Source organism: Bacillus sp. FJAT-29790 (assembly GCF_019039215.1).
GTDB lineage: Bacteria > Bacillota > Bacilli > Bacillales > Cytobacillaceae > Cytobacillus.
Genome location: NZ_JAHNZZ010000001.1, coordinates 590,276 through 604,849, shown reverse-complemented (window position 1 = coordinate 604,849; position 14,574 = coordinate 590,276). Strand labels below are relative to the sequence as shown.

Here is a 14,574-nt window from a genome sequence, read left to right as displayed (position 1 = left end):
AAAAGCCACCGAAATAACTTCCGGTGACCTTTGAATTAGATGGTAGGCCTCTTGTTCGTAGAACTATATAGCTGCTGTTGTAATTTACGAAAATCCATAAACATCGCAATGCGCCATGGAACGATCATGCCAAAGGCAAGGATCCAGAACATGCCTCCTAATTGACCGATATCGATATAGGAGCTTAAGACCAACTTTGCAATAACCCGGACAATAAGCAAACCAAGCAAAATGAACAAGAACGCTTTTGAACGTTTTAAGTAGATTTGATTATCCCTGATTTCAAACGAAGATGTTTTAATCAGCAAAATTGAAAAAATCATTCCAACTGCAGCTGCTTCGACAATTTCAAGTGGCGTCACCCTGAATATAGGAAATAAAAACATCAGCGCACCGGTGCTCATGAAAACGGGTGGCAATATGATCTTTTTAGCGGTTGCCGGTTGTTTTGCAGCCTTCATACGGATGAACATGGCAAAAACAGCCATGCAGATGGCTCCAATCGATGAAGCAATAACCATGTTCATAATCTTTCATCCTTTATTTTTTTATTTACCATTCCATTATATCCTATTTGTGCAGTTTGTGAAAAGTTAATAAATAAAGGCTGTTTTCGCATATATTGTTGTATTTGGCCTACAAAGTTTAAGAAAACAGCCTAAATAAAAGAAGAGAGCTAACCAAAAAGGATTAGACAGGTTCGCACCTTCCCAATCCCCTATGAGTCAGCCTATGTTAGATTAATTTAATACTCGGTTTACAGCCTCCAATACGCGGCCCTCGTCAAATGGCTTGACGATAAAATCCTTAGCTCCTGCTTCAATAGCTTCTACAACCATTTTTTGTTGTCCCATCGCTGAGCATATGATTATTTTTGCTCCTGGATATTCCTTTTTAATTTCCTTTACTGCCTCAATTCCGCTCATTTCCGGCATCGTAATATCCATTGTTACTAATTCGGGATTCAATTCCGCGTACAGACGGACTGCCTCTCTCCCATTTTCTCCTTCGCCAACTATCTCATGCTCTGCTTTTTTTAAGATATTGGATAAAGTTAATCTCATAAATTTAGCATCGTCTACAATTAATATTCTTGCCATCGCTGTTCCCCCTCGACCCACTACAACGGAAGTTTTCTCTATTAAAATTCTATTTCTTTTATAAAACAGAATTTAATTTTCACTTTTATGTCGCAATATCATAAACAAGATCCCCCAATAATAAAACACTTAATTCAATATATCGAAAGATGAGGGAAATTTCAATTTAAAGAATACGACAATTTCCGCCGATACTTATAAAAGTCAATAGGCTTATTGTACTATAGATCATTCTATTAGAAACTGCAACTTTATTACGGCAAAAATAGCTCCCTAAAAGCCCATAAACCCGCCGAATAAAGGTGACAGCATTGCAATGATTTTCGTCATCCAGTCAAAGAATAAGACAATTCCCATCACCATCATTATAAAGCCTCCGACTCTCATGATTGTTAGACTGTTTCTCCTAATCCATTTAAGTTTGCCAACGAAGAACGAGAGAATGAAGAATGGCACTGCAAATCCAAGTATGTAAGCAATCATATAGATCATCGCCGAATTCGGATTAGATGCAGCCAATGAAATAACAGCACCTAGAATTGGGCCTGTACAAGGCGTCCAGCCTGCAGCAAAAGCCATTCCTATTAAGCTGGAACCGATTAGACCAGATGGACGGTTTTTAAATTCAAACCTTCTTTCTTTTAACAAAAACTCCGGTTTAATAAAACCAACAACCATTAATCCAAAGAAAAAGATAAATATTGCACCAAGTTGTCGAATTAGATCCTGGTAATCAACAAAGAAACGGCCAAGGAAGGAAGTCCCAAAACCGATTGCGATAAAAATAAGCGAAAATCCAATCAGGAAAAATAATGTATGCAACATGCTTCGCCTCTGGAGCATCGCATGTTCCTCTTTCAGCTCACCCACAGACATCCCCGTAATATAAGATAAAAACGCAGGATACAATGGTAAGCAGCAAGGAGAAATAAAGCTTAGAAACCCGGCTCCTAATGCAATGAACACATTCAAATCTGTCATCTTAACATCTCCTGTATACAATGATTCATCATTCATTCTAACAAAACTTGGTATGAAAAGATAATGATTAGTTTTGAACAATTTGTGTCCTATTATTTATTGTTTCTGATTAGGAAGTTTTCTCAAAACGTTAAAAGAATCTAACCTTTTTGTAAATATTATGGCAGTTTCTATAAATTTCTTTTGAATTAAATCCCATAATTCGTTATACTAGAGTAAATGTTACAATTATTGTTATTATTTTTCATGTTTTTACATTGATCCATTTTATGCCTATAAACATGATTATTTATTAAAACCAGATGAAAGGATAAATGGCCGTGTTAAAACAAGAGTTACTTACTTTAATTGAACAAAAAAGACTAGAATTAATTCAAGTGGCCATGAAAAACGGTTTAACATCTTCGAAAGCAGTTAAGTATAGCCAAGAACTGGATCATTTACTGAATGAATATAACCGGATTTTTATCAAGAAACTTCATACCCAATAAAAAAACCAGCTATGGCGATGTCCGCACGAAGCTGGTTTTCATTATTAATAAACTAAATCTCCTACCATTCTTTGAAAGTGCAATCTATCCAACCACATCTTCTACTATTTCGCCAGAACTATTTTGCAACAAATACATTTTATGATATAATCCGCGCTTAGCCAATAGTTCTTGATGATTTCCACGTTCCACAATTTCTCCTTGATGGAGGACTAGAATTAACTCCGCATCTTGAATCGTCGATAGCCGGTGGGCAATTGCGATCGTCGTTCTTTCCTTTCTCATCTTTGATAGTGCAATTTGAATGGCCTCTTCTGTCTCTGTATCAATATTTGCAGTCGCTTCATCAAGGACAAGTATTTTGGGATTTGCAGCAATCGTTCTTGCAAAGGCAAGAAGCTGCCTTTGGCCGCTGGAAAAAGTAGAACCCCTTTCAACAACTTGGTGATTATACCCATCTTCCAACTTTTCAATAAATGAATGCGCCTGCACAAACTGGGCCGCAGCTTCGATTTCATGATCGCTTATATCCTGATTATGAAGGCGAATATTGTCTTTTATCGAGCCAAAAAATAGAAATGGATCCTGTAAAACAAGGCCCATCCGCTTCCTTAGCTCCTCCGTCGAATAAGATTTAATGGATTGCCCATCAATCCATATATCGCCCCTTTCAAATTCATAAAAACGCATCATTAAATTAATAATCGAGCTTTTTCCACTGCCAGTTTGGCCGACAAGCGCTACCGTTTCCCCTGGTTTAGCTGTGAATGAAATATTCTTCATTACATCTCTCTGATTATCATAAGAAAAGCTTACATTACGAAACTCGATTTCCCCTTTCTCGATTCGGTTATTCCCCCCCGGTCGCTGAGCAGGGGCAAGTTCCGTCTCATCTAATAACTTAAATGCCCTAGAACCAGCAACAATCGCCTGCTGATACATAGAGAGCCTCATCATCATCTGGTTAATAGGTTCAAAAAAACGATCTAAATAACTGATAAAGGCGTAAAGAACACCAATTTCAATCGGACTATTCATCGATGTGAGCCCAAAATAACTTAAAACAAGAATAAGTGCGAAAACATAGACAAGATCGATAGCAGGTCTTAATAGTAAGCCGTCGATTTTAATATTTTTCATTCCAGCCCTATAATGCAGATCATTGATATCGCCAAATTCTTTGCGCAGCCGTTTTTCTTGCCGAAAAACCTGAATAATCGCCATACCTTGCAATGATTCGCTCATTTTTGCATTGAGTTGGCTTAATCGCTCCCTTAGATCCTGATAAAATATTGAACTGAATCTCCTGTAGGTCTGCATAATCAAAAAAATAAGCGGCAAAATGAATAAGCAGAAAAATGCCAACTTTACATTTAAAATAAACATGGCAATAAATATCCCTATTAATAGAAAAGCGGCTTGGATAAATGAAACGAGCACTTCGACAAACATATCTTTAATTGCCTCTGTATCGTTTGTTACTCGCGAAACGATACTCCCAGCCGGTGTTTTATCGAAATATTTCAATCCGAGCGATTGAACTTTTGAAAACACATCTATGCGAAGCTGCTGGATGATTTTCAAAGCAACCTTCTGAAAATTCAACAATTGAAAATAAGAAATAATCACATTTAAGATTTGAATGCCAATAAAGGCAGCGCCAAGAGCAAAAATCGGTTCAAAAGCTAGATTACGAGACGATAAATAGTCATCAATAAAAGTCTTTATTAATATTGGTCCAAGTATATCTCCAATTGTCGTGATTAGAAGCAAACTGAAAGCCAGGACCAATGTTCTCTTATGCGGTTTTGTATAAGAAAGCAGGCGGAAAAGAATTTTACGCTGATCTTTCCCATTAATTACTGTTGTCTTTTCCATCTTCCTACCCTCCATGCTCAACAAGTTCTTCTAGCTGCTGGTACAGATACATCTTTTTATACCAGCCATCTTCTGCCATTAGTTCTTCATGAGTGCCTCTTTGCAGGATTTCCCCCGCTTCAAGAACAAGAATAAGATTGGCATGCTGAATGGCACTTAATCGATGTGCAGTTATGATCGTTGTTTTTCCTTCCCTGTTTTGCCTTAAGGAGGAGAGGATCGCCTCCTCCGTTTTCGCGTCAACAGCAGATAAGGAATCATCAAGAATTAATACTTCCGGATTCATTAATAAAGCCCTAGCAATTGAGATTCGCTGTTTTTGTCCGCCGGAGAGAGATACCCCCCTTTCGCCAACGATCGTTTGATAGCCATCGGTAAATTGAAGAATGTCCTCATGAATATTAGCGAGTCTCGCTGCTGCATAAATTTCTTCCACATCTGCTTCAGGATTGGCAAAAGCGATATTTTCACCGACAGTAACCGAAAATAAAAAATGATCCTGAGGGACGTAGCCGATTGCTTCTCTCAACTTTTTCATTTTATAGCGGTTTAAAGGCTTATCTGCAAACTTGATCGTCCCATCGTATCCTTCGAATTCACGAATGAGCAATTTCAATAAAGTTGTTTTTCCAGAGCCTGTTTTTCCAACAACACCTAACGTCTCGCCCCTTTTTAACAAGAAGTGAATATCATTTAATAGTGGGTCTATTTCATCTGGATAGGCAAAATGACAAATTTGATATTCAATATCCCCGCTCGGGACGATTTCCAAAGAATCACGATCATCCTGTATGTCAACCTTTTCAGCTAGAAGTGCTGACACACGGTCATTCGAGGCACGTCCCCTCTCAACTATATTAAACAGCCATCCAAATGCTAGCATCGGCCAAACGAGAAGCGCTAAATATGTTGTAAAAGAAACGAGTTGTCCAATCGTTAATTCATCGTTAAGCACATATTTGGCACCGAAAGCAATCGAAAGGAAAAAGGAAATGCCGACGATAATTGATATTGTCGGATCAAATAAGGAATCAATCGTTGCAACAGAAATATTCTTCTGAACAACACCTTCTGATTGTTTTTTAAAATCCTCAATATCTTCTTTTTCTTGCCCAAATGTTTTAATTACTTTAATCCCTGTAACACTTTCCTGCGTTTTATCATTTAGTGCCGAAAATGCTTCTTGTGCTTTATGGAAACGCTTATGCAGAAGGGTTCCATACCAGCTAGTCAGGATTGCCATAATGGGCATCGGAATTAAACTGATCAAAGTTAGTTTCCAGCTGATCGTCGCTGCCATTGCGATGATAACAAAGCCGCCGGTTGCTAATGAGTCCACAAGGGTTAAAATGCCAACACCAGCCGTTTGCTGAATAGCCTGCAAATCGTTTGTAGCGTGAGCCATTAAATCGCCCACCCGCTTTTTTTGATAAAAGGATTGAGACATATTTGTAAAATGATAATAAAGCTTATTCCTTAACAATCTTGAAAGCTTAACCGCCGACCCAAAAATTAGAATCCGCCAAAAATAACGCAATACGTACATAATTAAAGCTGTCCCTATTAATACTCCCACCCACATATAAAGAATTTCAGTTGTCATTGTTTCATTTTTAATATGATCCACAAAAATTCCGATGACCCGTGGAGGAATCAGCTGAAGCAGAGCCACAAACAAAAGCAAAAGAATCCCGGTCAAGTATGCTTTTTTCTCCTGTTTAAAAAACCACATTAAATCTAAAAATACTTTCATATGCATATCCTCCGAGTTAGTGACTCATGGTAAGAAATATCAAACTAAAATACTTTAAAAGGTTCGCCTTCACTTCTTCAAGAATATCGAAATGGGTTTATTGCGGCGTTACTCCACATAGGTTTTTATAACTTTTTGGGTTTAATAAATTCCTCCCACCAATTAATAATTGGCAATTTTTATTATAATAGCCTAAATAGTTTATCAAATATTACAAAAATAAGGAAGATTATATATTCGTGAATGTCCATTAAATACTCTCATAAACCCAGTATATAAATATCGGTCGTCCTGCTTTCACTGCGCTAGTTATTCCGCATATCTAAAGACAAGTTCTGAGTAGTTTGGCCACAATTTATTATTAACACAAAAAAGAAAAAGCACCCGTAATTGAGTGCTTGTCCGCTATTATTTTGTTTGTTTATTCATGGCGTTCATCATTTGATTGATTTTCTTCTGAGACGGTTTTTGTCCCATTTGCATCATCATCATTTTTAACATTTGTTCATTAATTGGCGGATTTTTCTTTAAATAGCTCATCATATATTTCCGAGCAATGAAAAATCCTAGTGCTACACCAGCAAGAAGCGCCAGAATACCAACTAGAATATAAGGCCACATCCAAATTTCCTCCTTCATGTTGTCTATCATACAGTGTACTAGACCAAAGGTTATTATACAATATTTGCTCGTGTTTTTCTCTAGTTTTTATACGAATTTTCTTTCCTTAATCGGCTTTAGCCAGCCATAACGATGATGTTGTATATCAATCGCTAAGAATGAAGATTCACTTTTCCTTAATACTTCAAAAAATACTGTTTCAGCATCATAATTACCATTCGCTTTTAAAACTAAGCATTGATCATATACTTCAAGTTTGGCATGACTTCTTTTTCCCATCTCTATATAGTATGCACCTTTTTTTGTCAGAAAATCTTTTTTTCGAAATAGCTGCTGATTTATATATTGGTGAAGTTTTAATCCCGGTATCGGTTTTGTGATAAATTGAATTTGTTTTGCTATTATGGATTTCAATGTGCCCGACGAATTTTCATATTCCTGGAATAATTGGAAAAACATTCTCTCCCTACCGAAGTAATGGGAGGCAAACTCTTCTTCAATTAAATATAACCGATAGGCTCTCATCCAAACCTCTCCTTCCGGGACAACCCACTTTCATTCCATTATAAAGAAGTGTTATTAAACAATGTGTCTTAAAGCGTCGAAAACTTCCACTTATTTTGTCGAATTCAGAAATTTCACAATCCAAACCTAGTCAAAGGCTCTGATTCTTATCGAAAAAAATAGAATACTTCTCAGTGGAAACATACAACCATTAGATTTTAAGAAATGATATTCGTACAGACGATTCGTTGATATTCTTCTATATTTAACGTAACATGAAAAGAAAAAAGGGTGGCAGGTTGAGAGATGATTGATCTTAGAAGTGACACAGTAACAAAACCGACAGAAGAAATGAGAAAAGCCGCATACGAAGCGGAAGTTGGGGATGATGTTTATGGTGAAGACCCAACGATCCTAAAATTAGAGGAAATAGCTGCCGATCTACTTGGAAAAGAATCTGCTTTGTTTGTAACAAGCGGAACCCAAGGGAATCAGGTGGCTGTTCTCACTCATTGCCGATCAGGTCAAGAAATTATCCTAGAATCTGAGAGTCATATTTTTTACTATGAAACCGGTGCTGTGGCTGCTTTTGCCGGGGTACAAACAAGAACGATTGCCGGCATCAGGGGCGCTATGGATCCTTCCGCAGTTCAGTATGCTATCCGGGATGAAGACCAACACTTTCCAGAAACCGGATTAATTTGCCTTGAAAATACGCATAACCGTGCTGGCGGAGCAGTGGTGCCCATCTCCAACATGAAGGAAATTTATTACATAGCAGTGGAAAATAATATCCCGGTTCACGTGGACGGTGCAAGACTTTTTAACTCAGCAGCAGCTGTAGATAAACCCGTTCAGAAGTTTACCCAATACTGTGATACCGTCCAAATTTGTTTATCTAAAGGGCTTGGTGCGCCCATTGGTTCTATTCTTGCCGGGAGCAGGGAGTTTATTATGCGTGCTAGAAAGTGGCGAAAAAGACTTGGGGGCGGTCTTCGTCAAGCGGGAGTAATCGCTGCACCAGGCCTTATTGCTATCACGAAAATGAGGGACCGGTTAATAGAAGACCATGAAAATGCAAAATATCTTTCAGATGGTTTACAGCAAATAAACGGCCTGCAAATTGTCAATAAAGTTGAAACGAATATCATCGTTGCCGATGTAAAAGACTTAAATATCAGCTCCAGCCAATTCGTCGAAAAGTTAAAAGAAAACGGAGTTCTTGCTGTTGCTTTTGGACCTTCATCTGTTCGATTTGTTACTCATTATGATGTTTCAAGGGATGATATCACTAACGCATTGAGTGCTATTAATAAAGCTGCGCATTCATAAAAGGGATAAAATTGTTTCTATTGGAATTTAGTTCCTACATCTTAATAGAAATTTTTCCGATAAAATTTTAAAGGATAGATGGTTGCTGACAAATCTGCAACCATCTATCCTTTTTATTTTGAATTTATTAAAGTAAAGCTTTAACACGAGCAACAACGTTATTGACACTGAACCCGTACTCTTCCATGATTTTTTCACCTGGAGCAGATGCACCAAATTGATCAATCGCTAGTACTTCTCCTTCATCACCCGCATAACGATGCCAGCCAAGTGAAGAACCCATTTCTATCGCTAATCTTTTCTTCACATCTTTCGGAATTACACTTTCTTTGTACTCTTTTGTTTGAGCCTCGAAGCGATCCCATGCAGGCATACTTACAACAGAAGCGAAGATTCCTTCTGTTTCTAATACTTTTTGTGCATCAACAGCTAAATTCACTTCTGAACCAGCAGCAAGCAATAATACATCTGCTTTGTCTTTGCTAGCAGGTGAAACGACGTATGCTCCTTTTGAAACACCTTCGTAGGCTGTTTCATTTGTTCCTTTTAATGTCGGCAGATTTTGCCTAGTTAATACTAATGCTGTTGGTTTATCAGTTGATTCGACAGCCACCTTCCAAGCTGCTGCTGTTTCATTTCCATCTGCGGGACGAATGACAGACAAATTAGGCATCGCGCGTAATGCGGCCAACTGTTCGATTGGCTCATGTGTCGGGCCATCTTCTCCAACTGCAATACTATCATGTGTGAACACATATGTTACCGGCAGCTTCATCAATGCAGCAAGTCGGATGGCTGGGCGTAGGTAGTCAGAGAAAACAAAGAACGTTCCTCCATATACATTAAGTCCTCCATGCAATGCCATTCCGTTAAGAGCCGCTCCCATTGCAAATTCTCGGACACCAAACCAAATATTACGCCCGTCATAAGATTCAGGCGTATAGTCTGCAGCGCCGTTAATCATTGTTTTGTTAGAACCTGCAAGGTCTGCAGAACCGCCAATAAATGATGGCAAGTTCTTGGCAATTGCATTCAATACTTCTCCAGAGGAAGCACGGCTTGCCAAGCTCTTCCCTTCCTCATAAACCGGAATTTCTTTATCCCATCCTTGTTGAAGCTCGCGTTTCATAGCACGTTCAAGCTGAGCACCAAGTTCCGGATAATTATTTTTATATTGTGAGAACAATTCATTCCATTCTTGTTCTTTCTTTTCACCATGATCTAAAACTTGTTTTCTGAAATGGTCGTAAACCTCTTCAGGAACATGGAAATCTTCTTCAAAAGTCCATTTGTACGCTTCTTTCGTTAATTTCAATTCATCAGCACCAAGCGGAGCGCCATGTACATCCGATTTGCCTGATTTATTTGGGGAACCATAGCCAATAACTGTTCTTACTTCAATGAGTGTTGGATGGTTTTCATCTAATCTGGCTTCTTCAAGTGCTTTTGCAATTTCTGCAGGATCATTTCCATCTTCAACTCTTAAATATTGCCAACCATAAGCTTTAAATCGCTGTTCAACGCTCTCTGAGAAAGATTTATTTAAATCCCCATCAAGTGAAATATCATTAGAATCATAAAGCACAACTAATCTACCAAGCTTTAAATGGCCGGCGAGTGAAGCTGCTTCCGCAGAAACGCCTTCCATTAAATCTCCATCACCGCAAATGCTATATGTAAAATGATCAACCAGATTGAAATTCTCTTTGTTGTAGACTGCAGCTAGATGACGTTCAGCCATTGCCATTCCGACACCCATAGCTATTCCTTGCCCAAGTGGACCTGTCGTTGCATCAATACCAGCTGTATGACCATACTCAGGATGACCTGGAGTTTTACTTCCCCATTGTCTAAAACTTTTAATGTCTTCCATTGATACATCATAGCCTGAAAGATGTAGGAGACTGTATAACAGCATTGATCCATGACCAGCTGAAAGTACAAAGCGGTCACGATTAAACCATTCTGGATTTTTTGGATTATGATTCATAAAACGTGTCCAAAGTGTATAGGCCATAGGTGCAGCACCCATTGGCATACCTGGGTGTCCTGAATTCGCCTTTTCAATGGCATCGATTGATAAAGTTCGAATGGAGCTTATTGATAAAGCATCATTTTGATCAAACATTATATACATCCTCTCTGCGAATAGTAATTACTATCTAATAGTATAGTCAGTTTCTCTTTAACACAACAATTTATATCGGATTTAGTTAAAAAAATCCCTTTGCTGTTATATTGTCACAAATGAAGCTGACATATGTAAAGAAGGAATAAGTCACCGGCAATATTCCCTCTATATATCCCATCTTAATGAAGATGGTTCTTATTTTGAACTTCTTTTAGCTTCTCAGGAGTAACATCATTCCCATTTGGATCAACAATGGTTACACCCTTTAACGTAGTTAGCATCGAAGAACGGAAAGTTTCTAAATATTCTCTGCGAAGAGCGGATTGTTCTTTCGCTTCTAATTCAGTTAATTTAGCTTCCTTCGCCTTCTTTGCAAGTGTATTGATACGAGCAAGTTTCTCTTTCGACAGCATATTTAAGCTCCTTTTTTGTTTAGCTAAACTCAATTGAAATATTACTAAAAATGAGCTCCTTTGACAAGGAAAGACCACTATTGAGGGTGGGAATCGATGTAATCCTGATATCTGCGATGAACGGTTGCTTTAGATATTTGATAGCCAAATCCTCTTAATGTAGCTGCTATTTCGGAAAAAGTTAATTCGTTTTTCCGCAGCCTAACAATTTCTTCAATTGGAACATCTATTCGTTCTCTGCCTGAATGGATACCATTATTAGTTAAGTTTTTCTCAGGTCTGTACCCATTTTTCACAGCACGTTTCATTCCACGTTTAATCTTAATATTGTGTAGCTTGCGCTGATATTCTTCTACCATTCCGACAATACTTAAAACCATCGAGTCTGATTCGGTAAGCTGAAGCTCACCATTATGTGAAATGCTATAAAGCTTAATTCCTTCTTTAATAATGCAATGAAGAACTGCAATCCTGGCATTCCCTCGACCTAACCGAGTTTCATCCTGAATGAGGACAATCTTAACTTCCGGCTCTTTAATCAGAGAAAGAAGCTCAAGTATCCCTTCCCTATCAAGTTCGTAGCCACTTGCCTTTTCTTGAATTATCTTAATAATCTCGAATCCATTCCTTTTTGCAAGCTCGGTTAATTCCTCCACTTGCCTAAGAAGGGATGTTTCCTGTGTTTCCTTCTTTGTACTGACCCTACAGTAGATGATCGCTTTCATTTGCTCTCCTCACAATAAATCTATTTTAAATATGAACTGGCATATTCAGTTTGGCTGCTTTTGTTGGATACAACAGGAATGACAATTTCATCTCCCGGAAATATCCTTCCACCTAAAATACCGTTATTTTTCTCTACCCATTTAACAAAGTCCGTAGAGGTAAGCTTGTGTTCATCAGAAAATTCCCCGGCAATTTTCCAAAGTGAATCACCCTCATTCACGGTTATTTTCATAAAATCCTTCTTTTCATGCTCATCTAAATGAATAAGAAAGATGCATACTGATAATAAGCTTAAAACAAATAAAATAATAGAATAAGAGTATAATTCCCATAGTTTCTTCATTATTAAACACCTCATAGAATATATGTTCGTTTTTATGAGTTAATTATAAAACGAACATTCGTTTCATGTCAACACTAATTCGAACTTATGTTTGTACTCAATTGCAAATTGTGCTATAATTAGGGAAAGAAAATCATATGAGGTGTGATTATGATGGTTAAATTATCGAAAAGGCAACAAGATATTCTAAGTTTTATTAAAGATGAAGTAAGGCTGAAAGGATATCCCCCTTCTGTTAGGGAGATTGGAGTAGCAGTTGGACTTGCCTCAAGCTCTACTGTTCATGGCCATCTTGCCAGATTGGAAAGCAAAGGACTAATTCGCCGCGATCCAACTAAACCTCGCGCCATTGAAATTCTTGATTTGGATGACTCCGCACAGACGCCAAATTACAAAGTGGTAAATGTGCCAATTGTCGGGAAAGTTACCGCCGGTCTACCTATTTCTGCTATTGAAAATGTCGAAGAATACTTTCCTCTGCCCGAGAGACTGGCTCCATCTGATGAACATGTATTTATGTTAGAAATTATGGGGGAAAGTATGATCGAGGCTGGGATTTTAGATGGAGATCATGTCATTGTAAAGCAACAAAATACAGCAAATAATGGTGATATTATCGTAGCTATGACTGAAGACGACGAGGCAACAGTTAAAAGGTTTTTCAAAGAGAAAGATCATATTCGACTCCAGCCTGAAAATTCTACAATGGAACCAATTATTCTTAGTAATGTCTCCATTTTAGGGAAAGTTATCGGCGTTTTCCGCCATATTCATTAAAAAAATGCTTTGAAGGTTTAACTCCGTTCGATCCAGAACGGGGTTTTTATTGTTGTTTTATACGGAGAACTCCTAGAACAAAAAAGCCCTGACGCCAATGGCATCAAGGCTAAATACAATCAATACGTCTGCAAATACTGCTCCCGTTCCCACGGATGGACTTGTGTACGGAACATTTCCCATTCAATTTCTTTCGCTTCGACAAAATGTTCAAATATATGCCCGCCTAAAGCAGAGACGATTACTTCGTTTGCTTTTAGTTTGTCAAGAGCTTGTGCTAATGTTGATGGCAAATCATAAATCCCTTCAGCTAAGCGTTCTTCTTTACTCATCACATAAATGTTGCGGTCGACAGGGGCTGGAGGAACAAGGTTGTTTTTTATGCCATCAAGGCCCGCTTTTAATAAGACTGCCATAGCCAAGTAAGGATTCGCAGCAGGGTCGACACTCCGGACTTCTATACGAGTACTTATGCCGCGTGAAGATGGAATGCGAACGAGCGGTGACCGGTTTTGAGCGGACCACGCTACATAACAAGGTGCTTCATATCCTGGCACTAAACGCTTATAGGAGTTAACAGTTGGGTTCGTAACCGCAGTGAATCCAGTTGAATGCTTAATTATGCCCGCAATAAATTGACGTGCATGATCACTCATTTGCAAATCCCCTTTTTCATCAAAGAAAGCATTTTCACCATCTTTAAAAAGCGAAACATTGCAATGCATCCCTGATCCGGCAACACCAAACAATGGTTTCGGCATAAATGTAGCGTGCAGGCCGTGCTTACGGGCAATCGTTTTTACGACTAGTTTAAATGTTTGAATTTGGTCGCAAGCTGTTAGCGCATCTGCATATTTAAAATCAATTTCATGCTGTCCCGGCGCTACCTCATGGTGTGAGGCTTCAATTTCAAAGCCCATTTCCTCAAGCTCGAGGACGATATCACGGCGGCAGTTTTCCCCAAGATCTGTCGGTGCTAAATCAAAATATCCTCCATTATCGTTCAGTTCAAGTGTTGGATTGCCGTACTGATCCAGTTTAAACAGGAAGAATTCCGGTTCAGGCCCGAGATTAAAGTCCGTGAAGCCCATATCTTCCATTTCTTTTAGGATACGTTTTAAATTATTGCGAGGATCTCCCGAAAAAGGGGTTCCGTCGGCATTATATATATCACAAATTAAGCGGGCCACTTTCCCCTTTTCGGCTGTCCAAGGGAATACAACCCATGTATCCAGATCCGGGAATAAATACATATCTGATTCTTCAATCCGAACAAATCCTTCAATCGAAGAGCCGTCAAACATCATTTTATTATCAAGCGCCTTCTCTAGCTGGCTGATTGGAATTTCAACATTTTTAATCGTTCCTAAAATATCAGTAAACTGCAGACGGATAAATTTCACATTTTCTTCTAATGAAATTCTTTTAATGTCATCTTTTGTAAACTTTGCCATGTAGAAACCCCTCTCGTATTAACAAACCTATTTTTAATGAAAGGCAGTTTTCGCATATATTGTTGTTTTT

At 38.4% G+C, this 14,574-nt stretch carries 15 protein-coding genes; 3 read left to right on the top strand and 12 right to left on the bottom strand.

What is annotated here, in order from left to right:
• Positions 1-35: 35 nt before the first annotated feature.
• The 3 genes from BGM26_RS02895 to BGM26_RS02885 all read right to left on the bottom strand — a co-directional run bounded on the left by BGM26_RS02895 (position 36) and on the right by BGM26_RS02885 (position 2,081).
• On the bottom strand, positions 36-527 hold the full coding sequence (locus BGM26_RS02895; RefSeq protein ID WP_217038252.1) for a CcdC family protein: 492 nt from the start codon (positions 525-527) through the stop codon (positions 36-38).
• 213 nt (positions 528-740) lie between these two features.
• Positions 741-1,100: a response regulator gene (locus BGM26_RS02890; protein WP_217038251.1), complete on the bottom strand. Its 360-nt coding sequence runs from the start codon at positions 1,098-1,100 to the stop codon at positions 741-743.
• 273 nt (positions 1,101-1,373) lie between these two features.
• Complete coding sequence (locus BGM26_RS02885) at positions 1,374-2,081, bottom strand: cytochrome c biogenesis CcdA family protein (RefSeq protein WP_217038250.1); 708 nt, start codon at positions 2,079-2,081, stop codon at positions 1,374-1,376.
• 314 nt (positions 2,082-2,395) lie between these two features.
• On the opposite strand from BGM26_RS02885, the gene BGM26_RS02880 reads away from it, so the two are divergent.
• Positions 2,396-2,572, top strand: coding sequence for an aspartyl-phosphate phosphatase Spo0E family protein (locus BGM26_RS02880; protein WP_254118942.1), 177 nt, complete (start codon positions 2,396-2,398; stop codon positions 2,570-2,572).
• 84 nt (positions 2,573-2,656) lie between these two features.
• Here BGM26_RS02880 and BGM26_RS02875 read toward each other — a convergent pair whose 3' ends face one another.
• The 4 genes from BGM26_RS02875 to sirA all read right to left on the bottom strand — a co-directional run bounded on the left by BGM26_RS02875 (position 2,657) and on the right by sirA (position 7,349).
• The gene (locus BGM26_RS02875) at positions 2,657-4,450 is read right to left on the bottom strand and encodes an ABC transporter ATP-binding protein (RefSeq protein ID WP_217038248.1); all 1,794 of its coding nucleotides are present in this window, start codon (positions 4,448-4,450) and stop codon (positions 2,657-2,659) included.
• 4 nt (positions 4,451-4,454) lie between these two features.
• Positions 4,455-6,203, bottom strand: a complete 1,749-nt coding sequence (locus BGM26_RS02870) for an ABC transporter transmembrane domain-containing protein (RefSeq protein WP_217038247.1) — start codon at positions 6,201-6,203, stop codon at positions 4,455-4,457.
• A 408-nt stretch (positions 6,204-6,611) separates the two neighbouring features.
• Entirely contained in the window at positions 6,612-6,824 is a 213-nt protein-coding gene (locus BGM26_RS02865; protein ID WP_483297767.1) for a YneF family protein, read from the bottom strand.
• Between the two features lie 87 nt (positions 6,825-6,911).
• On the bottom strand, positions 6,912-7,349 hold the full coding sequence (sirA, locus tag BGM26_RS02860) for a sporulation inhibitor of replication protein SirA (RefSeq protein WP_217038246.1): 438 nt from the start codon (positions 7,347-7,349) through the stop codon (positions 6,912-6,914).
• Between the two features lie 285 nt (positions 7,350-7,634).
• Here sirA and ltaE point away from each other — a divergent pair, with 285 nt between their 5' ends.
• Positions 7,635-8,660: a low-specificity L-threonine aldolase gene (gene ltaE, locus BGM26_RS02855; protein WP_217038245.1), complete on the top strand. Its 1,026-nt coding sequence runs from the start codon at positions 7,635-7,637 to the stop codon at positions 8,658-8,660.
• 127 nt (positions 8,661-8,787) lie between these two features.
• On the opposite strand, the gene tkt is transcribed toward ltaE, so the two are convergent.
• The 4 genes from tkt to yneA form a co-directional block, all read right to left on the bottom strand.
• Positions 8,788-10,788, bottom strand: a complete 2,001-nt coding sequence (gene tkt, locus BGM26_RS02850) for a transketolase (protein ID WP_217038244.1) — start codon at positions 10,786-10,788, stop codon at positions 8,788-8,790.
• 182 nt (positions 10,789-10,970) lie between these two features.
• Positions 10,971-11,204 carry a DUF896 domain-containing protein gene (locus tag BGM26_RS02845; protein WP_217038243.1) on the bottom strand — a complete coding sequence of 78 codons (234 nt, stop codon included), beginning with the start codon at positions 11,202-11,204 and terminating at the stop codon, positions 10,971-10,973.
• Positions 11,205-11,281: 77 nt separating this feature from the next.
• Positions 11,282-11,929 (bottom strand): YneB family resolvase-like protein, encoded by a 648-nt coding sequence (locus BGM26_RS02840; protein WP_217038242.1) that lies wholly within the window; start codon positions 11,927-11,929, stop codon positions 11,282-11,284.
• 20 nt (positions 11,930-11,949) lie between these two features.
• The gene (gene yneA, locus BGM26_RS02835) at positions 11,950-12,273 is read right to left on the bottom strand and encodes a cell division suppressor protein YneA (protein WP_254118938.1); all 324 of its coding nucleotides are present in this window, start codon (positions 12,271-12,273) and stop codon (positions 11,950-11,952) included.
• 153 nt (positions 12,274-12,426) lie between these two features.
• Here yneA and lexA point away from each other — a divergent pair, with 153 nt between their 5' ends.
• A complete protein-coding gene (gene lexA / locus BGM26_RS02830; RefSeq protein WP_217040614.1) occupies positions 12,427-13,050 on the top strand; it encodes a transcriptional repressor LexA in 624 nt (207 codons plus the stop codon).
• Positions 13,051-13,169: 119 nt separating this feature from the next.
• On the opposite strand, the gene glnA is transcribed toward lexA, so the two are convergent.
• A complete protein-coding gene (glnA, locus tag BGM26_RS02825) occupies positions 13,170-14,504 on the bottom strand; it encodes a type I glutamate--ammonia ligase (RefSeq protein ID WP_217038241.1) in 1,335 nt (444 codons plus the stop codon).
• Positions 14,505-14,574 lie beyond the last annotated feature (70 nt).

Coding starts and splice junctions, on each gene's coding strand:
- BGM26_RS02895 (WP_217038252.1), bottom strand. CDS start 527: ATGAACATGGTTATTGCTTCATCGATTGGAGCCATCTGCATGGCTGTT.
- BGM26_RS02890 (WP_217038251.1), bottom strand. CDS start 1,100: ATGGCAAGAATATTAATTGTAGACGATGCTAAATTTATGAGATTAACT.
- BGM26_RS02885 (WP_217038250.1), bottom strand. CDS start 2,081: ATGACAGATTTGAATGTGTTCATTGCATTAGGAGCCGGGTTTCTAAGC.
- BGM26_RS02880 (WP_254118942.1), top strand. CDS start 2,396: ATGGCCGTGTTAAAACAAGAGTTACTTACTTTAATTGAACAAAAAAGA.
- BGM26_RS02875 (WP_217038248.1), bottom strand. CDS start 4,450: ATGGAAAAGACAACAGTAATTAATGGGAAAGATCAGCGTAAAATTCTT.
- BGM26_RS02870 (WP_217038247.1), bottom strand. CDS start 6,203: ATGAAAGTATTTTTAGATTTAATGTGGTTTTTTAAACAGGAGAAAAAA.
- BGM26_RS02865 (WP_483297767.1), bottom strand. CDS start 6,824: ATGTGGCCTTATATTCTAGTTGGTATTCTGGCGCTTCTTGCTGGTGTA.
- sirA (WP_217038246.1), bottom strand. CDS start 7,349: ATGAGAGCCTATCGGTTATATTTAATTGAAGAAGAGTTTGCCTCCCAT.
- ltaE (WP_217038245.1), top strand. CDS start 7,635: ATGATTGATCTTAGAAGTGACACAGTAACAAAACCGACAGAAGAAATG.
- tkt (WP_217038244.1), bottom strand. CDS start 10,788: ATGTTTGATCAAAATGATGCTTTATCAATAAGCTCCATTCGAACTTTA.
- BGM26_RS02845 (WP_217038243.1), bottom strand. CDS start 11,204: ATGCTGTCGAAAGAGAAACTTGCTCGTATCAATACACTTGCAAAGAAG.
- BGM26_RS02840 (WP_217038242.1), bottom strand. CDS start 11,929: ATGAAAGCGATCATCTACTGTAGGGTCAGTACAAAGAAGGAAACACAG.
- yneA (WP_254118938.1), bottom strand. CDS start 12,273: ATGAAGAAACTATGGGAATTATACTCTTATTCTATTATTTTATTTGTT.
- lexA (WP_217040614.1), top strand. CDS start 12,427: ATGGTTAAATTATCGAAAAGGCAACAAGATATTCTAAGTTTTATTAAA.
- glnA (WP_217038241.1), bottom strand. CDS start 14,504: ATGGCAAAGTTTACAAAAGATGACATTAAAAGAATTTCATTAGAAGAA.